18 protein-coding genes are annotated in these 20,889 nt (G+C 62.4%); 7 read left to right on the forward strand and 11 right to left on the reverse strand.

Annotated elements, in window-relative coordinates; all coding sequences use genetic code 11:
- Positions 1–74 precede the first annotated feature (74 nt).
- Positions 75–1,763 (forward strand): bifunctional UDP-sugar hydrolase/5'-nucleotidase, encoded by a 1,689-nt coding sequence (locus SG26_RS09325; RefSeq protein ID WP_050037439.1) that lies wholly within the window; start codon positions 75–77, stop codon positions 1,761–1,763.
- Here the strand turns inward: SG26_RS09325 and SG26_RS21940 are convergent.
- The 8 genes from SG26_RS21940 to SG26_RS09365 form a co-directional block, all read right to left on the reverse strand.
- Complete coding sequence (locus SG26_RS21940; RefSeq protein WP_255355506.1) at positions 1,750–3,213, reverse strand: iron transporter; 1,464 nt, start codon at positions 3,211–3,213, stop codon at positions 1,750–1,752. The genes SG26_RS09325 and SG26_RS21940 overlap by 14 nt on opposite strands.
- Positions 3,214–3,300: 87 nt before the next feature.
- Complete coding sequence (locus SG26_RS09335) at positions 3,301–4,608, reverse strand: Tat pathway signal protein (protein WP_050037440.1); 1,308 nt, start codon at positions 4,606–4,608, stop codon at positions 3,301–3,303.
- Positions 4,609–4,760: 152 nt separating this feature from the next.
- Positions 4,761–5,936: a mandelate racemase family protein gene (locus SG26_RS09340; protein ID WP_014039289.1), complete on the reverse strand. Its 1,176-nt coding sequence runs from the start codon at positions 5,934–5,936 to the stop codon at positions 4,761–4,763.
- A gap of 102 nt (positions 5,937–6,038) precedes the next feature.
- Positions 6,039–6,899: an MBL fold metallo-hydrolase gene (locus tag SG26_RS09345; protein ID WP_050037441.1), complete on the reverse strand. Its 861-nt coding sequence runs from the start codon at positions 6,897–6,899 to the stop codon at positions 6,039–6,041.
- 44 nt (positions 6,900–6,943) lie between these two features.
- Positions 6,944–8,026, reverse strand: a complete 1,083-nt coding sequence (gene gfo6 / locus SG26_RS09350; RefSeq protein ID WP_014039291.1) for a D-xylose 1-dehydrogenase Gfo6 — start codon at positions 8,024–8,026, stop codon at positions 6,944–6,946.
- A 730-nt stretch (positions 8,027–8,756) separates the two neighbouring features.
- Positions 8,757–10,202 (reverse strand): aldehyde dehydrogenase family protein, encoded by a 1,446-nt coding sequence (locus SG26_RS09355; RefSeq protein ID WP_014039292.1) that lies wholly within the window; start codon positions 10,200–10,202, stop codon positions 8,757–8,759.
- 734 nt (positions 10,203–10,936) lie between these two features.
- A complete protein-coding gene (locus tag SG26_RS09360) occupies positions 10,937–11,125 on the reverse strand; it encodes a hypothetical protein (RefSeq protein ID WP_014039293.1) in 189 nt (62 codons plus the stop codon).
- Between the two features lie 388 nt (positions 11,126–11,513).
- Positions 11,514–12,425: a M48 family metallopeptidase gene (locus SG26_RS09365; RefSeq protein ID WP_050037442.1), complete on the reverse strand. Its 912-nt coding sequence runs from the start codon at positions 12,423–12,425 to the stop codon at positions 11,514–11,516.
- Between the two features lie 261 nt (positions 12,426–12,686).
- On the opposite strand from SG26_RS09365, the gene SG26_RS09370 reads away from it, so the two are divergent.
- Entirely contained in the window at positions 12,687–13,403 is a 717-nt protein-coding gene (locus SG26_RS09370; RefSeq protein WP_014039295.1) for a fumarylacetoacetate hydrolase family protein, read from the forward strand.
- Positions 13,404–13,512: 109 nt separating this feature from the next.
- Here SG26_RS09370 and SG26_RS09375 read toward each other — a convergent pair whose 3' ends face one another.
- Positions 13,513–15,258, reverse strand: a complete 1,746-nt coding sequence (locus SG26_RS09375) for an excinuclease ABC subunit C (protein ID WP_050037443.1) — start codon at positions 15,256–15,258, stop codon at positions 13,513–13,515.
- A gap of 33 nt (positions 15,259–15,291) precedes the next feature.
- Positions 15,292–15,918, reverse strand: coding sequence for a hypothetical protein (locus SG26_RS09380; protein WP_050037444.1), 627 nt, complete (start codon positions 15,916–15,918; stop codon positions 15,292–15,294).
- Between the two features lie 137 nt (positions 15,919–16,055).
- Between SG26_RS09380 and SG26_RS09385 the strand changes: the two genes are divergently transcribed.
- Complete coding sequence (locus tag SG26_RS09385) at positions 16,056–16,529, forward strand: hypothetical protein (RefSeq protein ID WP_050007531.1); 474 nt, start codon at positions 16,056–16,058, stop codon at positions 16,527–16,529.
- On the opposite strand, the gene SG26_RS21135 is transcribed toward SG26_RS09385, so the two are convergent.
- Positions 16,495–16,653, reverse strand: coding sequence for a hypothetical protein (locus SG26_RS21135; RefSeq protein ID WP_154020793.1), 159 nt, complete (start codon positions 16,651–16,653; stop codon positions 16,495–16,497). The genes SG26_RS09385 and SG26_RS21135 overlap by 35 nt on opposite strands.
- Positions 16,654–16,825: 172 nt before the next feature.
- Here SG26_RS21135 and SG26_RS09390 point away from each other — a divergent pair, with 172 nt between their 5' ends.
- The 4 genes from SG26_RS09390 (at position 16,826) to SG26_RS09405 (ending at position 20,878) form a co-directional block, all read left to right on the forward strand.
- Positions 16,826–17,929, forward strand: a complete 1,104-nt coding sequence (locus SG26_RS09390; RefSeq protein ID WP_014039299.1) for an alanine--glyoxylate aminotransferase family protein — start codon at positions 16,826–16,828, stop codon at positions 17,927–17,929.
- A 139-nt stretch (positions 17,930–18,068) separates the two neighbouring features.
- The gene (locus tag SG26_RS09395) at positions 18,069–18,386 is read left to right on the forward strand and encodes a HalOD1 output domain-containing protein (RefSeq protein ID WP_228841581.1); all 318 of its coding nucleotides are present in this window, start codon (positions 18,069–18,071) and stop codon (positions 18,384–18,386) included.
- Positions 18,387–18,573: 187 nt separating this feature from the next.
- Positions 18,574–20,175, forward strand: a complete 1,602-nt coding sequence (locus SG26_RS09400; protein WP_014039302.1) for a methyl-accepting chemotaxis protein — start codon at positions 18,574–18,576, stop codon at positions 20,173–20,175.
- A complete protein-coding gene (locus tag SG26_RS09405; protein WP_050038265.1) occupies positions 20,168–20,878 on the forward strand; it encodes a bacteriorhodopsin in 711 nt (236 codons plus the stop codon). The genes SG26_RS09400 and SG26_RS09405 overlap by 8 nt, the downstream gene beginning before the upstream one ends.
- Positions 20,879–20,889: the final 11 nt, after the last annotated feature.

The following is a 20,889-nucleotide window of genomic DNA, read 5'->3' on the forward strand; positions in this document are numbered from 1 at the left end:
CGTCTGTGTGGATTATTTGTTGTAGTTCCGTCAAATTAGCACCCAGCAAACATTTTATATAAACGTTCAATCTAATGTATGCTGTGTCACGAAGCAACAAAGAAGACCTAGAAGCCGCTTCAGCGGACCGATCGGAGAACGATACGACGAACACACCAGTCGACCGGCGGAAGTTCCTCTCGGCTACTGCTGCACTCGGCGTTGCGGGAATCGCCGGCTGTGCTTCCAGTTCCGACAACGGCACCGAGCAGACCGACGAAGCATCTACAGATGCTGAGGAGACCACGACTTCATCTGGCACGGCCGAGAGCACATCTGAACCTGCAACGGGCGAGGTGACGCTCGTCCACGACACCCACGTCCACGGCAGTTATGGCGACCTCGAAGAGGCGGCGAACATCGCTACCTACTTCGACCTGATGAATCAGATCGCGGACAACAACGACCACTCGATAAAGGTCGGATCCGGCGACGACCTGGCCACCTCTATTCTCTCCGCACAGTTCGACGGCAAACACATCGTCGACGCGTTCAATGAGGGCGGGCTGGAGTTCGACACGTTCGGGAACCACGACTTCGACAGAGGGCCGGACGTGTTGCGGGACCGCATTTCCGACAGCGACTTCCAGTGGGTGAGCGCGAACGCCCGCAACGCACAAACGGGCGACGTGTTCGGCGCTGAACAGGGAGCGAGCCAGTACGAACTCGTTTCGGCCGGCGATGTGACTGTCGGGCTCACGGGCATAATCAACGTCGAAGCGCCGACGATCACCACCATGGGCGAGACGACGGAGGTCCCGGGCCTCGAAGCCCCGGTCGAGGAAGTCGTGACCGAAATGCGGGACGACGGCGCTGATCTTGTCGTCGTGCTGTCCCACGTGGCAAGCCCGGCCGCCGTCGAGCTCGCGGAGTCTGTCGACGGTATCGACGCCATCGTCGGCGACCACGCCGCGACGTTCTCCGAGGAGCCCCAAGTCGTGAACGACACGGTGCTTTCCTTTGTTGACGACGAGTACGACTACCTCGGCGAACTGACGCTCACTGTCGAAGACGGGGAGCGAACCGACCACAGCCTGACGGTGTACGACACCGCTGCCGCGGTTGATGAGGGCCGCGTCGAACCGCACCCGGGCGTGCTCGAGATCGCCGAAAACTACGAAAGCAAGCTCAGCGACGAGCTCGACGTCGTCATCGGAGAGACAACCGTCCCACTCGATGCCCGCGAGGACACTGTGCGCTCCGAGGAGTCAAACTTCGGGAATTACATCGCCGATGCGCTCCGCAGCCACGGCAACGCGGACGTCGCAATCCAGAACGGTGGGGGTATCCGGACCGACGAACTCTACCCCGAAGGGGACATCACGAGACGAATGGTCTACAGCGTCCTCCCGTTCGGGAACAACCAGGTGACCATCGAGGTCACCGGTGAAACGCTGGTCGAGGCACTGGAGCTCAGTTCGACCGGCGGGGGCGGATTCCTGCAGGTGAGCGGTATGCGCTACACATACGACCCGGACAAATCGAAGGGCGACCGCGTCACGGAGGTAACAGTCGGTGGTGAGCCACTCGACACCGAAGCGACCTACACCGTCGCAACGAACGGCTTCACCGCCACAGGCGGCGACAGCTACACGATGTTCCAGGACGCCCCGAGGATTATCGACGCGAACGAGGGCGAACTGCTGTCGGTCATCGTCGAGGACGCAATCGAGGAGGACGGGACGATTTCGCCGTCGGTCGAAGGCCGAATCAAGACAGAGTAGCTACAAACATGGATTCGCTTGGCCGACCATGATTGTCTCGCCGCTGTGTGCGGCGTGTCCTACACTGGGCCGCATCGCCGTCGTGCGCTCTCTCGGCGTCGGTCGTCTGGCATCCCAGCGCCCGCCTTCCGTGCGATGGTTGTAGCCGGGTTCCGTCGTCTCGGCGGTAGCAGATTCTCTCCCGATGTGGCACTCTGGCCCGGAGTTGCATCTCGATCGTAGCTGACAGTACACGGCCAGGCCATGTCTGGCGTGAGAACTGTCGTCTCCTCGCTGTGTCCCCGAGTAGCCCCCTACGTCCCGTCTCCGAGCGTGAGCGTCGTGTCGTCGAACTCCAGAAACGCAGTCTGGTAGCCGCGATGTCGCGCGACCTGTGGCGGGCCCCGACCGAAAGCGTCACGTCGTCACCCATCGCGATAGCAGAGAACGGGGCACCGTAATGATACCCCAGTTCGGGGTGAATGGCTGCCTTCAGTGGCTCGCGGACCTCCTCGCCGGCGTTGGCCACAGTTGCTCGGAGACCCATGAACGGGAGGGGATACTGGTTGTACGGCGTTCGAGCGGACACGGCGAGATACGGACCAGAGCTGTCGATTCCGGCCGGAGCCCTACGCAGCACCTGCACCACAAATTCCGCAGCACCACTTTCGATGATCCCGCCGTGTTCACCCGGTAGCGACGCTGCATCCGCCAGCCTTCCGTCGGGCTGCATATCCGTCTCCATCGGTTCGAGCGCCCCCGCTTGTCCCGCCTCGTCGACGAACCGCTCGCGAATGTTGTTCGTGATGTCGGTTCTGAACAGCAGGTCGAACTCGGCGTCCACCGCGTCGGTGAATCTCCCGCGATACTCCCCTAGCTGCCGCACCGAGACCGGGTCAAACGAGAGTTGCACCGTGTACTCTCCCTCCTCCGGAAACGCGACGTTGTCCCCGAAGTGTGGGCCCATCTGCTGGGACAGCATCGGCCACAGCGACTTTTCGGTCACACTGTCGCCGCTCGCGGCATCTCGAACCTCGACAGGCGGGCTACCCAGCGGGATGCGCTGGTTGTACTCCGGGTCCCACACGGTTGCCATGAGATGCAGTCCCTGCCCGTCCTCGATCTGTACGTAACTCTTCTCTTTGCCAGTTAGTATCCAGAAGTCGTGAAGCAGTGTATAGGACATCGCCACCATATACGGTCCTACCTCCGCCATACCGACCATCCGCATCCCGTCTTGATGTGCCGGGATGTGCACTAATGGCCGTTCCTGGGCAGACGCTGTCGGGAGCTCATTTCCCCGCCCCTGTTCGGTTCCCTCGGGCGTCGATTCGGTACCGCCAGGTGCAGCCTCGGACGGGGTCTCGTCCGCGGCGTCATCCCCCGTTGCACAGCCGGCGACACTCACCCCAAGTGCTACCCCGCTCGTAGCGATGAAGTCCCGGCGCGTCGGGTTTCTCCTGGGCGACATGGTATCCCTCTGCTCTCGGAAAGGATAAAAAACCTTGTCAGGGATAGACCGTCGCCGTCGTTCGGGCGGACTGTGGGGCCGGCTGGGTCACGACGGACGGGGGAACGAGCGTTTCGAGCGGGGCGGGAGCAAGTAGTTCCCGCGTCGAACCGTCGTAACGTATTGCAGTATCCCGTTGTTGTTCTTCGTACCGACGCCGCCGACATTCGCAACGTCGTCGCCGTTCATGGCGTTCCGGGTCCGGATAAAGTCCGTTATGCCCTCCTGAAGACTGAGGAAGTGTACTCCGGTTTGGCCATCGTCTACCGTCGCGAAATCGCGCCGGAGGAGCCGTGGGTCACCGCCCTCATCTCGTGCACGCGCGAGTTTCTGTGCGTGCCCGACCACTCCCTTCTCAAATGCGTCGTCCTCGACTCGGTCAGCGACGCCAGTCTCCGCTACGAGCGACGAATCACCGAGGTTGTCGCCCACGCCCTCGACCAGGTTCTTCGCTGCGTGCGTCGCCGAGAACATCTTGGCGACGCGCTGTTCCCGGGAGTCTTGGTTGTACCACTGTTCCAGTTCCGTGTGTAGCAGTGAGAGGTGTTGCGTGGTCCCGCCCGCGAACGGCCCCTCCGCGATCGTTACGCTGTCTTCCGTCGCCTGATTCTGTCGAAACCCCGATTTGAAACCCATGAAAAGCGGTGCATCTTCGGGGACCGCGCCGTCCGGAACGCCATCCACGTCGTCGTGTTCCGCCGGGAGCCCCGCACCGATAAACCCTGTCCGTCGGTCGATCAACTCGACCGTCCCGTCTATGGTTTCGGTGACTTCGCTCCCGTTTGCGGTCTCCAGCTCACCGAACAGCGCTTGCTTGGCCTCCAGCACCGCCGAAGCGTGGTCGCTTGCCAGATGAACGAGGAGATCCGGGGTATCGAACGACGGGTCCTCGAAAGGGGCCAGCGCCGCTGGCTGTGGCAGGTCGACCAACTCGGAGAGCGGTTCGTCATACCGGTCGAAGTACGCTGGGGAGTAGCCGACAGTAAACAGAAGCCCGTCAGACCCCCACCGATACGTCTCCTCTAGCTCGCGAAACGCGTTCTCCGCTTGTGTCCGGTCGCCATCATTGACCGGTCCGTCGCCAACATAGTCGGCCAGCAACAACACATGGTGCCGAGCCGGCACCGGATTCCCGTGCTCGTCGGTTCGAGAGAACTCGTTCCACGCGTGCTGTCGACTCGGTAGTTCAGCCTCCGATTCGGTGCCAGCCGGCCGGTCGGTACCGCGGTCTGTCCCTCCCGCCTCCGTTGGCTGCCCCTCCAGGTCGAGGCAGGCTGCGAGCCCTGTCGACCCTCCGAGGGCGACGGCTGCGCGGAGCGTTTCCCGGCGGGTCAGGGTCCTGTCTCCGTCTGTCATCAACTACTATCCGTTCGGACGATTCCGGCATAAGTATTCGCCTGGGACCCAACAGGACGACGCTCGGCGGCCTGTCCCCGCGAACGACGAGACGGCTCGCTACTGCGGCAGTCAAAACGGACGGAGTGCGCTTACCGGGAAAAACAGTGCCGCTATTCGTAGATGTGGACGCTCCCGGTGGTGTTGTCCTCGATGTAGTCCCAGTCGTACTCCACGCCCAGGCCGGGGCCGTCGGGGACGCTGACTGTCCCGTCGTCGTCGACGGCGTCCATCAGGTCGGAGTAGCCGCCCTCGTACACTGGCGGCTGGGTGTTCTGGCAGTCCGGGTGGACCAGCGCCATCTCGTAGTAGTTCGAGTTCCGGCAGGCGGCGATGCAGTGGCGCTGGGCGGGGCCGGGTGCGTGGAACTCCACGTCGAGGCCGTACGCTTCGGCCATGCGAGCCACCTTGATCGCGCCGGTGATGCCTGCATCGTACTCGGGGTCGGCTCGGAGGAAGTCAGTCGCCTCGCTTGCGGCGAAGTCGGATTTGATTTCCAGTCCGCGGATGTGTTCAGTCTGGAGGATCGGCGTGTCGAGTTTCTGTGCCAGCTTCTTGTGGGCGTGCTGTGAGATACCGCCGTCGCGGAACGGGTCCTCGTACCAGAAGAAGCCCTGTTCATCGAGCGCCCGGCCCAGCTCCAGCGCGTCGGCGAACGTCTCCAGTTCGCAGGCAGGGTCGTGCATCAGGTCCATCTCGTCGCCAACCGCTTCGCCGACGGCGTGGACTGCCTCGACTTCGCGGTCGAGACTTCGGGCGTCGTCGCCGCCGCCCCAGCCGTGAATCTTGAAGCCGCCGAAGCCCTCGTCGCGGCACTCCTCGGCGAAGTCGGCGAAGGCCTCGGGCGAGTCCAGCCCGCCCGCGTCGTCGCCGTGGTACGTCGACGCGTAGGTGGGGATACGCTCGCGGTAGGTCCCCAGCAGTTCGTGAATCGGTGCGTCGTAGTACTTGCCGGCGAAGTCCCACAGCGCGATGTCGATTGGGCCGATGCCCATCCGGTCGTACTTCCGGAGCGCGCGCTTGCATTCGGACCAGTGCTTCTCGCGTTTCAGCGGGTCCTTGCCGATGAGGTACTTCGCGATGATGTTGTACTGGGCGGCTGCCGGCGAGTTCCCGCCGACGTACTCGCCCGTGATTCCCTCGTCAGTGTGAATCTGTACGCCGAACAGTTTCCGCGTGGTTGTCTCGCCCGGCGCATAGACCAGATTGAAGCCGTGCTTGTCGGTCCCGACGTCATTAAGGGGGTACTCGAACTCTCGGCTTTCGATCCTCGTTATCGTTGGCGACATTTGCCGGACATACTGTGGTGGGGATATTAAAGCTACCCCGCGACAGATACGCCGTCTCTGTTTGAGCGGCCGGCACAGCAGCGACCGGAACCACGGTCTCACTCAGTCCAGCGCGTCAATACGGCGAATACCGGCCTCACCCAGCCGAACCGAACAGCCGATGTACAGCGGTTCGATGACTCGGGGGTAGTCGAACGACACCGCGTGCTCGTGGAGCACCTTCGGGTCGCCGGCTTCGCCCTGCCACATATCGTGATGTGAGGGGAGCAACCGGGATAGCTGGAGCTGATTTGCGGCCTCGATAATCTCGTTTTCGTCCATGTACCACTTCGTTCTGACACCGCAGTCCGGCTCGGGCTCGTAGATAGAGCCGACGGTGCCAAACGCCAGCGCGCCCACGTCGATGTCGAACTGTTCGCCGACGTCGGCAAACGCCTCGGCAGGCCGGCTATCGCCGGCGTGGAAGAACGTCCCGGCGTCGTGCTTGATGACGTACCCCACCGGTTCGATGGCGTCGGGGTCGTTGGTGCCAGTAACGTGAACGGTGAAATCGCCGACAGCGAACTCGTCGCCGACGGTGATTTCGTTGCGCTTCTCGTCGGGCACCCGCATCTCACCGTCGTAGTCCGGAGAGTCGTACGACGCCGACGGCGCATACAGGTCCGCTCCGAGGTCCTCGACCAGCGGGCCGTACGACGGCGGGTGCATGTGGTCGATGTGTTCATGTGTGACGAGCGTGGCATCACACTGGGTCGCGTCGGCGGGGTCCATCGGTACCGGAATCATGCGGATGAGGTTCGGCGGGTCGCCAGTCCCGAAGTAGGGGTCGATGTACAGCGTCGTCGACTGCGACCGGAGTACGAAGCCGTTACAGCCGAGATACCAGATTACGACGCCATCGCCGGGGTCTGTCGCCTCTATCTCGTCGTGGACGAACCAGTCGTCCCACGTTGACTGAACCATGCGCCGAACTACGCCTGGCCGGGTCAAAAAATCTCGTACCGCATTCAGTCGAGTGTGACTGTCGACTCCGTCTCGGAGGCCTCGTAGATTGCCTTGATCGTGTTGATGTCGACGAGGCCGTGTTCACCGTCGGCGTAGGGCTCAGTGTCGGTCAGCAGACAGTGGGCGAAGTACTCGAACTCTTCTTCCATCTGATCGATCTGTTCGAAGTCGATGTCGACCGTCGTTCCCTCGTGAGAAAGCTGGAGCGCGCGGTCGTCCCAGGGATAGAAGGCCGGTTCGACGCGGACCTTGCCCTCGGTTCCGAGTACGGAGATGTGACTGTCGAGATGGGCGTTCTGGCTGGCTGTACACATCGCGTACATGTGGCCGGGGAAATCTAACTGGAACGCGCCGTGTTCGTCTGGCACGTCGGCGAACTCTTCCTGTACCGATGCGACAGTCCCCCGGACGGCCACGGGGTCGGCATCCAGCAGGAATCGGCTCGTGTTCAGCGGATAGAGGCCGATATCCATCACGGCACAGCCGCCGGAAAGCTCCCCGTCCAGCCGCCACTGGTCGGGGTCGGGGACGAGTTCGAGGATGGGCTCGGTCATATTCCCGTGGACGAACAGCGGTTCGCCGATGTACCCTTCGTCGATGAGGTCTTTCGCCCGCCGGACGGCTGGCTCGGTGTGCATCCGGTAGGCGATCATCAGCGTCGCGTCGTGTTCGTCACAGACCTCGACCATTCGCTCGGCGCGCTCGATGGTGGCCTCCATCGGCTTCTCACAGAGGATTGCCTTCCCCAGTTCTGCCGCCGTCTCGACGTAGGGGAGGTGGAGCGCGTTCGGGGTGACAATGTAGACGGCGTCGTACGCGTCGCTCGCAGCCCCGTCGTGGAACTCCTCGTAGGTGATCGCGTGTTCGACTGTCTCCGAATCAGCGGCCACATCGGCCGCCTTCTCGCGGTCACTGCTGACCAGCACAGTCGTTTCACAGAGGTCCCCCGCGTCGACGGCGGGCATCGCCTGTTCGGTGGTCCACCAGCCGACGCCGATCATCGCGAACCGTACTGGATCGTTGGTCTCTGTCTGTTCCTGCCAGTCTCGACGGTCGAATCCTCCCGTGAGCGCGTCAACGTTCATGCCACTGCCATCGACTGGCTGGATATTATCTTTTGTGTTGGCACGCCCGTGTCAGCTCCCGCTGTTCCAGAGTAGCGAATGGTAGTTCGTCTGTTGAGTAAACTAGTCCCAGCAGATGACATAGATGTTTGGTATTATGGAACGATATGACAGTCTCACCCGCAGATATTCTACAGCGACCCGTCGATAATCCGGGCGGAAAATACTGTTTCACGGGCCGTCTGTGGACTGTCTTCGTCTACGCTCTCCGGTTTCCGTATCGAGAATAACGACAGTACAACCGTTACGGGAACATTCCATAATACTGAACGGACTGTCGAGGGCGGAGCGCCACGGTTCGTTTGACAAGGGGGCCGCTTCGAAGCTCCGCCCCGCTCGCTGTGTTCACACGGGGTGTCTACAATGACTGCCAACGACAGAACGGCGCTGCGCCCAATCGGATACCGGTCCCGTTTCTCGCCGTATTCTGACCGGGCCGGCTAGTGGCACTTCGCGGTAGTGAAACTTGCTTCGGATGCCGGGGCGCTAACAACGAGAGTGGAACGTCTGTACGGGACAGACAGTGTCGATGCTGGGACCGTTCCACCATCGTCGGCCGGTTGGGCTACGACCATGACTTTGTACGCTCGCTCTTGCGGTGGACAAGAGCAACAGGATATTAAGAATAATACTATATAACTTTATTGTAACAGAAACTACACTCCACCGTCAGCGACGGTGGCCGCCTCGATTAGCTGTTGCGGTACACCGTCTTGATGTAGCTGAAGAACTCCAGTCCGGCGTCACCCTGCTCGCGGTAGGTGTTCGTCGAGGAGCGCTTGAGGCCGCCGAAGGGAACGTGCAGTTCCAGTCCGGTCGTCTTCTCGTTGACCTTGACCACACCAGACTCGGAGCGCTCGATGAACTCGTTTTCCTCCTCGATTCGGTCGGTCACGATGCTGGCCGAGAGCCCGTAGTCGATGTCGTTGGCGACCTCGACACCTTCGTCGAAGTCGGAGACAGGAATCACGGCGAGCACCGGCCCGAACACCTCTTCCTGTGCGATGCGCATGTCAGGTTCGACGTCGGAGAAGACGGCCGGCGAGATGAAGTTCCCGGCGTCGTACTCGCCACCAGCGAGCTCTTCGCCGCCCGTTTCGAGGGTTGCTCCCTCCGACTGTGCGATGTCGATGTACTCCAGGCTCCCCGCGAGCTCGTCCTCACTGACGTGGGGACCCATGCCGGCCCGGTCGAGGCCGTTTCCGATCTCGAGCGACTCTGCATAGTCGACGACGGCGTCGAGGAACTCGTCGTACACGTCCTCGTGGACGATGGCCCGGGACGTGGCCGTACAGGCCTGGCCCGTGCCGCCGAAGGCCCCTGCTCCGACGATGTCGGCCGCTTTGTCCACGTCGGCGCTCGGCATGACAACGGTCGGGTTCTTCCCGCCCATCTCTGCCTGCGCGCGCTTCCCGTTGCTCGTCGCCTGTTCGTAGACGTGCTCGCCGACGGCCGCGCTGCCGGTGAACGACACTACGTCGACATCCTCGTGGGTGGTCAGTCGCTCGCCGACCTCGCTCCCGGGGCCACAGACCAGGTTGATAGCGCCGTCCGGAATACCGGCCTCGTCAAGCGCCTCGACGATCATTGCGCCGACGGTCGGCGCCTGCATCGCGGGCTTGATGACGACGGTGTTGCCGACCGCAAGCGCCGGGGCGATCTTCCAGGCCGGAATCGCGATGGGGTAGTTCCACGGCGTGATAAGCGCCGCGACGCCCATCGGCTCTTTTTTCGTCTGCAGACCGGCGCGGCCGCCGCTTGGCTGTTTGACAGTGCCGCCGAAGTCGCGGGCCTTCTCCGCGTAGTAATAGAAGATATCAATCGCACGCTGTACCTCGCCCTCGGCTTCGCCGAGCGGTTTCCCCTCTTCGCGGGTCAGCGTCTCCGCAAGCTCGTCTTTCCGGGACTTCAGGATTTCACCGGTCTCACGCAGGAGCACGCCGCGCTCCGGGCCAGACATTCCGCCCCATTCGTCTGTTGCTTCCGCCGCGGCCGCGACCGCTTCGTCGGCGTCCGCCGCCGAGGCCACCGGAACCGTGCTGACGACGTCAGTCTCGTCTGCCGGGTTCGTGACGTCCTGTGTCTCTCCGCTCCCGGTCCACTCACCGCCGATATAGTTCTCATACGTCTGCGTCATACGTTTGATTCATCTCATTCCCAATACTTACGCGTTTCCCATCCTTCGCTGTGCCGCGTCGTTCGACGGTATGGAACGACCGGTGGGTCACGGGGGAATGCTGGATAACAGGCACCGTAGCCAGTGTACCCAGCGTCGCCGGTCCAACCCCGAATTCGCGATGCCCGACTCACAGCGGAACCGCAATTGAAGGCACTAAAATAGCTACCGCTGTCAAACAGCACGACAATACGATCTGTGTGTTGCCAGATCTGTCACAACGTTAGCGTGGCCGCGTTGCGGTATCTGCGTTGCTTGGAAATTACTATTCGTCGGTCCGTACCGGTCTCCCTGAGCTATTCGCATTCTGTTGCCGTGTCGCTACGACTGATCGCTGCTGCGCCTCCTCCTAGTATATAAATCCATCTCATAGTATAACATGTGTATGTATGTTATTGATCCGCTGCTGGTAGTTGCTGGACTGGCCGCCGCCCGAGTCGCTCTCCCGACATTTGATATAGCGGTATTTAATTTATAGCGATAAACAGCACCGACGAAAAAATATCAGCCAATGCGCTGTAGTACGCCCAAAGGCTCTTGAACCGGGTCGAATCTACCACGCGAACGGTGCCGGTGTTACCCTCAGATTTCAGAATATGGGTAACAAGTGGACAAGTGTGAACACAAATACTGTACTACTCTCTCCAGAATTAACTATTTAGTACTACCAGATGATACTGACGCCCGTACCGAAATTAAACCCGGGCCAGCTCGTCGCTGTCCACTCTTTCGAGAAGCGCGTCAACAAGTGCGCTCTTCCGGTGTGAGACAAGCAGATGGCAGTAAATGTCGTCTTCGCTGTCCGCACCACAGTTACACAGCGGGCATCCGTATGTGTGGCTCTTTGCCCCCTCGGTCGCTCGCTGCGGGATGCTGGCTTGCATATGCGGATGTAAGGGCCTTGCCGAACATAGCGGTTTCTAGGACCGCTATGTTGCTCTCAATGTGCATATAGAGACTCTCCCCGTGTCAGCCTCAGACGCGACACATCCGGCTGCTCACTCACCTCGACGAGATTGGTGTACAATGTTCGTATCTCTCTCACCCTCAAACGAGACTGTCGTTGGTCAGACACGCCCGCCAAAACCGACGTGTTTCGACCGGTATCTACCACGAAGAATACCGATTCTTAGTCATATATCTCCTATATGTTTACTGAAATGCAAGATATATCTCTAAAAGAGCTAGTGTGCATATACTACGGCGCTACCGACCGTCGCTGAACGACGCAGCTACCGACGGCTGCCTGACGACTCACTCACCCTCGCGGAACTACCGTGCTGCGATCTCCTGTAGCCGCTGTATCCGTTCGTCTATCGGCGGGTGCGTCGATAGGAGACGTGAAAGCTCGCTGTCCGCTTCGCTGTGAACGTATAACTGTCGCAGGAGACCGGTCTCCGGCTTCGACGCCTGCTCGATTTTCGTGAGGGCTCGGGCGAGTCCAACGGGATTCCCCGTTATCTCGATCGCGCGGTCGTCGGCTGCCAACTCTCGACGCCTGGAGTAGCCGAGTATCAGCAGCGTTACCGCGAACCCGAGACCAGCAACGACCTGTAGCGCGTACTGCTGTGCCCGCCCGAGCCAGGAACGCGACCACGACGACGGGTCGCCGCGAAGCAACGCGAGCGAACGGGCGATACCGCCGGTTAGCACCACGGTGGGGAACACCACGAGGCCAGCGAGCCCGACAAACGTCTGGACGAGGCTGTACGCGACAGTCTGAACGAGCGCGTCGCGGGTCTCTAAGTGTGCGAGTTCGTGTGCCAGCAGCGCCTCGAACTCCGTCGCGGATAACAGTTGGAACAGCCGCCGGTCGACGACGATGACCCCAGCGCCGCCGATGGCGAACGCGTTCGGGATCGGCAGCTCCGCCAGTAGCAACGTCGGCGTCTCGACGTCCATCTGATCGACGAGCGTGTCGAGGCGGCGGTAGACCTCCGGCACACGCGCCCGCGAGAGTTCGACTGCGTCGAGAGACCGCTTGAGCCGCGCCGTAGCAGCCCAGTAGTTCACGATGCCGAAAACAATTGCCGTCACGATAACGACAAGGGCGGCTATCAGCGGCGACGGACGGCTGTCCCACACTGGTAGAAGCAGCGCGTACCCCACGTATGCCGCCGAGAGATAGACCAGCAACGACAACACTCCGACGACGGCCATGAGGAGCCGTCGGGTCACAGCCATGTTCGTCGGTACGCCGCTGTGCGAAAAAATCGCTTCGGTGGCGTCACCACTGTTCCGTCCTTCGAATACTGCGATGCCAGTTTCGCGGCCATCGAGGATTTGGTATAGCGATATCGAATTTACTTCGGCTCCAAAAACGGAATACCTACTTCGCCGGACCGGCGACAAATCAGCGTTTCAGGCCTTGCTGCCGGTGATAGATACGAAGCAGCGCACACTGTAGCCGACACGCCTTTTTCACCGCCACACGGACCACTCAGTATGCGAACCGCACGACTTCTGACCGAGGATGGACCGCTCACCGGCGAATACGTCGATGGCGTCGTCCACGCTGACGACGGCCAGTACGTGGTCGGTCGCGATGGACGACTGCTCCCGCCGTGTGAACCGACCGCGCTGTACTGCGTCGGTCGGAACTACGCCGCGACCAACGACCAGATGGATTACGACCGGCCCGAGGAGCCTGACTTCTTCATCAAGCCGCCGACGTCACTGCTCGCCCACGAGCAGGACATTCCCTACCCGCCATTCACCGACGAGCTCACCTACGCCGGCGAGCTAGCTGCGGTCATCGGCGAGCGGTGCCACGATATCGACCCAGCTGATGTTCCGGACGCAGTCGCGGGATACACGATCCTGAACGACGTCGACGCGCTGGACCAGCAGGGCCGAACCGCACGCAAGGCCTTCGACGGGTCCGGGCCCCTGGGGCCATGGATCGAGACTGATGTCGACCCCACCGGTATCGACATGTACACCGATATCAACGACGAGCGCCGGCAGTCTGCCAACACCAGCGAGATGCTGTTCGGTCCCCACGAGGTGGTCGCGTACCTTTCCGAGCGGTTCACGCTCCGTCCGGGCGACGTTGTTGCGTTCGGCAGTCCGGCCAACCCGGGGACGGTCGCGCCCGGTGACACAATCGAGATAACCTACGAGGGTGTCGGGACGCTCCGGAACTCGGTCGTTTCGCTATAACGGCATTAAGACGCTGGAATAGCCATATAGCGGCCTTCTTTAGCCTCTTCTCGACAGATTAGTGAATCTGAGCGCTATGGCTCGATAAACCACTAAACGCTATACAAAATCACTGCAGCCGGGACCGAATCGTCTCCGCGGTTTGCTCGCCGATACCGTCGATAGCCGTCAGTTCTTCATCAGAGGCTGTCCTGACGTTGTCCACACTGCCAAAGCGCCGGAGCAGTCGCTTCCGCGTCTCGGGGCCGATGCCGGGCACGTCGTCAAGGGTCGTCGACACTTCGTCCCGTAGCGTCTGGTGGTACTGGACGGCAAAGCGGTGGGCCTCGTCGCGAATCCGCTGGAGCAGGTGGAGCTGCGGGGCGTCGCTGTCCCAGTCGTACACGCGGTCGGGCGCGATGACCAGTTCCTCGTCCTTCGCCAGCGCGATGGCCGGCACGTCCCAGCCGGTCTCGGCGAGGGCGTCGCGGGCCGCCCCGAGCTGGCCGTCGCCGCCATCGATGAGTAGCAGGTCCGGGTCCGGCCGGTCGTCCCGGCCTTCGACGGCGCGTGCGGCCCGCCAGCGGAGGAGTTCGCGCATGTTCGCGTAGTCGTCGTTCTGTTCGGTGAGCTTTTTCCGCCGGTAGTCGCTCTTCTCGGGCGTCTCGTCGACGAAGGTGACGTTCGAACCGACGGCTGACCGACCCTGTGCGTGGCTCACGTCGAAGCCCTCGATACGGCCCGGACGGTCGATGCCAAGGGCGTCGGCCAGCCGTCCGGTCTCGTCGTCGGTCCCGCCGCGCTGGCGGGCGTTTTTTACTGCGAGGTCGACCAGCGTCGCCTCCCGTCCGGCACCCGGCACACCAAGCGTGACGCCTTCGTTCTCCAGCCACGCTTCGAGGTCCGGATCGGCGGGGGCCTCGGCACAGAGAATCCGGTCGGGTAGCTCCCGCTCGGCGTAGTACTGCGGGATGAACGCCCGATACACGCCAGCGGTCCCTTCACCGTCAGGTGCGTCGAGCGTGTGTCGGTCCCGCTCGACGAGCTTGCCGCCCTCGGCGTGGAGTCGAGCGACGATGGCGCGCTCGCCTTCGACGGCGGCCCCGAGTACGTCCGTCGTCTGGTATCCCCCGGAGTCGCTGACGGCAGTGTCGCCCTCGCCGTGGAGCGCCTCGACGGCCCCGAGCTTGTCCCGGAGGTTTGCGGCGCGTTCGAACTCTTGGTTCTGTGCAGCGGCCTCCATCTCGCGGCGCAACGGGTCCGCCAGAACACCGGTTTCACCCTCGAAGTACCGCGTGACGGCTTCGACGTCCTCGGCGTACTCGCCCTCGCTGATTTCGCCGGTGCAGGGTGCGGTACAGATGCCCATCTCGTAGTCGAGACAGGGCCGGTCCCGGTTGCTGTACTTGTGGTCGGAACACCCCCGGAGCCCGTACGTCTCCCGCAGTGCCTTCACCACCGTCTCGACCCGCCCCTTGTCGGTGAACGGCCCGTAGACGGTTGCGCCGTCCGCGGGGTCACGGGTCACCTCGATTCGGGGGACGGCATGGTCGGTCAACTGGACCAGCGGGTAGGACTTGTCGTCTTTCAGCCGGACGTTGTACGGCGGCCGGTGGCGCTTGATGAGGTTCGCTTCGAGGAGCAGCGCCTGTGTCTCGGTGTCGGTGACGGCGAAGTCGATGGTTTCGGCTCGCTCGACCATCTTGGCGATGCGCTCGCTCCGCGGGTCGGCGTACGAGCGCACGCGGTCCCGCAGGTCGACAGCCTTCCCGACGTAGAGGACCCGGCGTTTGTCGTCCCGGCCCTGTTCGAACAGGTACACGCCGGGCTCCCGTGGCAACGACCCCGCGCGCTCTCGAACCTCGTCGGCGTCCATTAGCACAGGGTTGGCGCTCGGCGGGGTTGAACGTCACGGGAGCGGGTCGTCTGGCGCCGACTGGGCCGCACTGCCGGCATCGGCAGGCGGAGCCTCCGGAACGATGGCAGCTTCGATCCGGTCGACGACGCTCTCGTCGTCCGGTGCAGTCAGCTCGATATCGTCGTCGCCGGCGACGCGCACGACGAGCAGTCGGTCGCGGCTCCAGAGGTAGACACCGAGGACGACGGCGGCAAAGGCCAGTGCGAGACCGCCGAACAGTCGCATCAGGTCGTCCAGTTGCGCCATCAGCGTCAGCATCGTCTGGAGCATTCCAAGCATGCCCCCGATACCGACGGCGCTCGCGGCACCGCCGCTGTCCAGCGAGACGTTGCCCACGAGGCTGTCGAGGCTCACGGTCATCCCGGCGGCCACAAGCACGACACCGACGACCAGCGCCTTCACGCCGAGTTCGAGGAACGACCAGTCGCCGCTGGTGGTGACGTCGACGCCCTCGACGTTGGGGCGGTCGACCTGTCGGTAGTTCGACCCCTCGCGGTCCGGCGTGAACACGAGGACGCGGTGACTCGTCACGACGACCCCGCCACGGTCCAGCCAGACGTCCGCTTCGATCACCTCGCCGTCGTACAGGAGGCTCTCGGCCCGTGCGACCCAATCCATACACCCCGTTTACCGCGGACACCTGTATATTCTCCCCCCGTAACCGCTAACTGTGCGCCCTCGAACATGACAGTATGACCGCCGACCCCCGCTGCCCTCACTGCTCGGAGAAGGTCAGTGCGACCGCGACGTGGTGTATGCACTGTGGCCGGGACTTCGAGAGCCCGGTCGACGCCGGAACCGGAACGACGGTTCTCGATGCCGGCGGCAGCCAGACCACGTCAGACCTCGAAGCGGCGCTGAACGCCGGCGACGTCGACGGTATCCAGAACGCTCTCGCACAGAGCGACAACGGGCCGACACTCGTCGGTGTCGTACTTGCCGGTATCGCGCTGTTTACCCTCCCACTCGTCTCGCCCCCGGGCGCTGCACTGTATCTCCTCGTCGTCGCCGGTGTCGGGGCAATTGCCGCGACACAGTCGACGTTCGACGCGGCGCTCAGAACCGGCGGGAAGGCACTCGCACTCGCTCCCTTCCTGCTGGTGTTTCTCGACGTGTTCCTCGGATATCTGTTCAGCGGAGCGGTAGCGACCAGTGCCACAGTTCTGTTCGGCCCGGCAATTTACGCCGGTCTGGTCATGTACGGCGTCCGCTGGTATCGTCGTCGCTGAGCGGTCTGCGGTGACCCGAACCCGAGTTGGCGTGCATCTCGACCAGCGTGTCGGCGACTTGCTTGACCGCTCTATCCGCGACGGCCGCTCGCTGGGCATCCGTGAGCGGGGTGTGGCGGCCCATGGACGAATGTGGTTATTCAACTGATAAATACTTCGTGGAAGGTACAACCGCCATCTGTGTCTTTTCCTCGTGAGCGGTCCGCTCTTCTCAGGCCGCACGCCGGTTCGCTTCGCCCGGTATCAAAACTACCATGCCTCCCGGATTCGAGTGGTCATCTACTACAGGTGGTTCTGTGACCGAAAAACGCGAATACAAAGACGACTATCAGGACAAGACGCTGTATCTCCCGGGGCCGACCGAGGTGCGCGAGGACGTTATCGAGGCGATGGCCGAACCGATGTTCGGCCACCGGATGGACCGGATGACGGACCTCTACACCACCATCGTCGAGGACACGAAGGAGTTCCTCGGCACCGACAACGACGTCATCGTGCTCACGGCGTCGGGCACGGAGTTCTGGGAGTCGACGACGCTCAACCTGGTTGAGGACAGCATGCTCGTGCCGACCTCCGGCGCGTTCAGCGAGCGCCAGGCCAACGTCGCAGAGCGCCTCGGCAAGGACGTCGACCGCATCGAGTACGACTGGGGCACGGCGGTCAAGCCCGGCGACATCCGTGACGCGCTCGAATCCGGTGACTACGACGCCGTCGGGGCCGTGATGAACGAGACCTCGACCGGCGTCCGGAACCCTATCGAGGAGATCGGCGACGTGGTCGCGGAGTACCCGGACACCTACTTCATCGTCGACGCGATTTCCTGCCTCGGCGGCGACCAGATCGACATCGAGGCACACGGCATCGACGCCATCTTCACGTCCACGCAGAAGGCCTTCGCCATGCCGCCGGGGCTCGCGGTCTGTGCCGTCAGCGACGCGGCCTACGAGCGGGAACTGGAGAAAGACTCGGCGTCGTGGTACGGCGGCTTCCAGCGCTGTCTGGACTACTACGACCGGAAGGGCCAGACCCACTCCACGCCGGCGATTCCGCTCATGCTCGCGTACCGCAAGCAGATGAAACACATGCTTGATGAGAGCCACGACGCCCGCGACCAGCGCCATCAGGAGATGGCCGAGTACACGCGCGAGTGGGCGCGAGAACACTTCGACCTCTACCCCGAGGAGGGCTACGAGTCCCAGACGGTGACCTGCATCGAGAACACGCAGGACATCAACGTCGCCGAGACGGTCGAGACCGTCTCCGAAGAATACGACATGGTGTTCTCCAGCGGCTACGGCGACATCAGCGAGGAGAGCTTCCGCATCGGGCACATGGGCGAACACACCGTCGAGAGTATCAAAGAACTAACCGACGCAATCGAGGACGTCGCCGATCTGTAAATTGAGAAATAATCGACTGAGGCCGGGGCTATAGGCCGTTCTGGGGCGGTTCGCTTCTACCACTTGGCGTTTTCACAGTTTGATAATGCTGGGAAGACTATATTACTGCCGACTACTTTGATGTAGATAGACGAACCATATGAGTAAAAGCAACAGGCGGAGTAGGGACAGCGACTCCTCAACACCGATGAACGTGACCAGAAAACAGTTCGACTGGAGCGAGACGCGACCGAGCGCGGCAGTGACTGAGTACATCTCCGCCATGACCGGCCGGGAACAAACTGACTTCGCACCGCTGTACGAGACTGTCGACCCCGAAGCGCTCGACTCACTCGTCGACTCCTCGAAGCGCTCGACGCCTGTCAGTATCTCGTTTGAATATGCCGGTCACTCGGTCACTGTCCGAAGCGACGGGGAACTCGTTATCAAGGCACCAAGCGCCAGTATTGGCCGATAACTTTCGGTTTGCGGAGTTTTTGCCCCTCCTCTCCTGTTTTCCCCCTGATAGCGATTGTGCTTGTGCAGGATCGAAACGCCCAGCTCCGAATATCTATAAAAAACCGTTTTTAGGCCTCGACACCCCAATTATCAGTGTTTGAATTCGAAAAGGTAGGCATAAGTCAGGAGGTCAGAAATTCGTACGTATGACTGGGACGAACGTGCGAGCGAGGGTTGTGACCCACTACAGCCGACGAATCGGGGTCGCAATCGGTGTGACGCTCGCAGTCACGCTCGCGTTCGGGGCTGTGTTTGCCGCGCACGCGGCAAATCAGGGGGCTGGACTCGCGGCCATTTCTGGGACGCTGTTCGTGGTAACGCTCAATCTCGGACTGCTCGCGATTGTTCTGGCCGGGAACGCGGCGGTCGAACTCCGGCGCCTGACCGACGCCGCGACAGCTATCGAGGACGGCGACCTTGAGACTAGTCCGGACGTCGACCGCGCGGACGAGTTCGGTCGCCTCGCATCGGCTTTTGACAGTATGCGCCGCTCTCTCAGCGACGCGTTCGACGAGTCCGAAACCGCACGTAAGGAGGCCGAACAGGCCAAGCAAGACGCACAGGCGGCGCGACAGGAGGCCGAGGAGTTCAACGAAACGCTCCTTGATCATGCGACGGACATCGGTGACGCAATGACGGCCGCGGCTGACGGCGATTTCACCCGAAGTCTCGACACAGACACCGGTGTCGATGCCGTCGAACGGATCTCGGTCGCCTACGAGGAGATGGCCGACGGCCTCTCGGAAACTGTCGTCGATATCCGGCAGTTCGCAACTGATGTTGAGGAAGCAAGCACGGCCGTCGCTGCCGACGCGACAGAGGTCGAGGAACTCAATCAGTCTCTTGCCGTCGATATCCGGGAACTGGCCGGCGATATCGAAGCACAGGCAACCCAGCTCGAAACGGCCATCGAAGAGACGAACGACCTGTCCGCGACCGTCGAAGAAGTCGCCTCGACGACTGACGAAGTCGCTCGACAGGCCGGGGAAGCCGCGAACGTAGGCGCGACCGGGACAGACCGTACGGCAGAGGCCATTGAGGCCATCGAAGGAATCGAAACCGCTGTGACCCACCTCGACGAGTTGGTGACTGACTTGGATGACCGCATGGACGACGTCGCGGCCACGACCGGGCTGATAGATGATATCGCCGAGCAGACGAATATGCTCGCACTGAACGCCAACATCGAGGCCTCACACGCCGGTGACGGCGGTGACGGGTTCGCTGTCGTTGCCGAGGAAGTCAAGACGCTCGCGGAGGAAACCCAAGCGGCGATCGACGAGATCGAGAGTATCGTTGAGGGGGCTCGCGGGGAAGTCGACGAGGTGGCCGACGAGATGGACCACACCAGAGAGCGCATCGACGCGGGCGTTACCACGGTCAATCAGGTCGGTGACGCCGTCGAGCGGTTGACTGACACTGTCGACGATGTCGACGCTGCGATGGCCGAGATCTCACGGGCGACCGACGACGGTGCCAGCGCGACCGAGGAACTGGCTGCGACTATCGACACCGTCGGCGAGGTCGCCAGCGACGTCGCCGAACAGTCCCACGACCTGGCCGATACGGCCCAGGAAACCGCCGAAACGATGAGTGCCGTCCGGCAGCGGGCAGAGGACCTCTCGACACGGACCCGAGAACTCATCGATCGACTCGATGCGTTCGAGACGCGGGCAGTCGGTCACGGTGGAACGGACGGGGCGACACCGACCGCCGGACAACAGCGCGTCGGGGGCGACGATGATTAGCGGGTCGGCCGTCTACGAGATCGCCGCGGTCCTGCTGGCCGTCGCGGCCGTCGTGCTCTCTGGGTGGCTCAGGCGCATTCCGTCGTCCCACCGACACTACTGCTACCCGGTGGTGGCCGTCGTCGGGATTTCGGCCGTGACGACCGCGCTGACGGCGGCCGGCGTCCTGCCAGTGCCCGGGTCCCAGCTCACTGTCCCGAACATCGTCGACGACTTCGTCGCGTACACGGTGCTGTGGACGCTCACGGTCGCGATAGCCGGGGCGTCCCGCCGAACGTTGGCTGTCGCCGCCGCCATCCCGGCGGTACAGGTCATCGCTTTCAACGGCGGGACGATCGTCGGCGGCGCTATCGGACTCGTCGGCTTTGGCGTCCTCGTTATCGGCCAGCTCCTGCTTGCGTACCTGTTACTCGGCCCAGTCTGGCGTCGTGCGGCCGACCTGCCCGACGACCAGCGGCTCCTGCACTGGAAGTCCCGGAACCTCCTGTTGTTCCTCATCGGGATGCTCATCGCCTACTCGTTGCTTGCGGTTGCGGACGTGTTCGACCCGTTCGTGTTGACCGTCATCAGCGAGTACATGGGGCTCCTGATCCGCGTCGGCTTCGCCGGGTTCCTGTTTGCCAACGTCGATGCTATCGCGGTCGACCGGACCGGCTTTGCCGACGTAGCATCGGAGTCGGCTGGCGCTCAGCGCGCTGATTGACGAGGGCCGCT

It is taken from the genome of Haloarcula sp. CBA1115, assembly GCF_000827835.1.
Lineage (GTDB): Archaea > Halobacteriota > Halobacteria > Halobacteriales > Haloarculaceae > Haloarcula > Haloarcula hispanica.

Bases quoted from the DNA above. Each gene is read 5' to 3' on its own strand.
- SG26_RS09325 (WP_050037439.1), top strand. From the start codon at position 75: ATGTATGCTGTGTCACGAAGCAACAAAGAAGACCTAGAAGCCGCTTCA.
- SG26_RS21940 (WP_255355506.1), bottom strand. From the start codon at position 3,213: ATGTCGCCCAGGAGAAACCCGACGCGCCGGGACTTCATCGCTACGAGC.
- SG26_RS09335 (WP_050037440.1), bottom strand. From the start codon at position 4,608: ATGACAGACGGAGACAGGACCCTGACCCGCCGGGAAACGCTCCGCGCA.
- SG26_RS09340 (WP_014039289.1), bottom strand. From the start codon at position 5,936: ATGTCGCCAACGATAACGAGGATCGAAAGCCGAGAGTTCGAGTACCCC.
- SG26_RS09345 (WP_050037441.1), bottom strand. From the start codon at position 6,899: ATGGTTCAGTCAACGTGGGACGACTGGTTCGTCCACGACGAGATAGAG.
- gfo6 (WP_014039291.1), bottom strand. From the start codon at position 8,026: ATGAACGTTGACGCGCTCACGGGAGGATTCGACCGTCGAGACTGGCAG.
- SG26_RS09355 (WP_014039292.1), bottom strand. From the start codon at position 10,202: ATGACGCAGACGTATGAGAACTATATCGGCGGTGAGTGGACCGGGAGC.
- SG26_RS09360 (WP_014039293.1), bottom strand. From the start codon at position 11,125: ATGCAAGCCAGCATCCCGCAGCGAGCGACCGAGGGGGCAAAGAGCCAC.
- SG26_RS09365 (WP_050037442.1), bottom strand. From the start codon at position 12,425: ATGGCTGTGACCCGACGGCTCCTCATGGCCGTCGTCGGAGTGTTGTCG.
- SG26_RS09370 (WP_014039295.1), top strand. From the start codon at position 12,687: ATGCGAACCGCACGACTTCTGACCGAGGATGGACCGCTCACCGGCGAA.
- SG26_RS09375 (WP_050037443.1), bottom strand. From the start codon at position 15,258: ATGGACGCCGACGAGGTTCGAGAGCGCGCGGGGTCGTTGCCACGGGAG.
- SG26_RS09380 (WP_050037444.1), bottom strand. From the start codon at position 15,918: ATGGATTGGGTCGCACGGGCCGAGAGCCTCCTGTACGACGGCGAGGTG.
- SG26_RS09385 (WP_050007531.1), top strand. From the start codon at position 16,056: ATGCACTGTGGCCGGGACTTCGAGAGCCCGGTCGACGCCGGAACCGGA.
- SG26_RS21135 (WP_154020793.1), bottom strand. From the start codon at position 16,653: ATGGGCCGCCACACCCCGCTCACGGATGCCCAGCGAGCGGCCGTCGCG.
- SG26_RS09395 (WP_228841581.1), top strand. From the start codon at position 18,069: ATGAGTAAAAGCAACAGGCGGAGTAGGGACAGCGACTCCTCAACACCG.
- SG26_RS09400 (WP_014039302.1), top strand. From the start codon at position 18,574: ATGACTGGGACGAACGTGCGAGCGAGGGTTGTGACCCACTACAGCCGA.
- SG26_RS09405 (WP_050038265.1), top strand. From the start codon at position 20,168: ATGATTAGCGGGTCGGCCGTCTACGAGATCGCCGCGGTCCTGCTGGCC.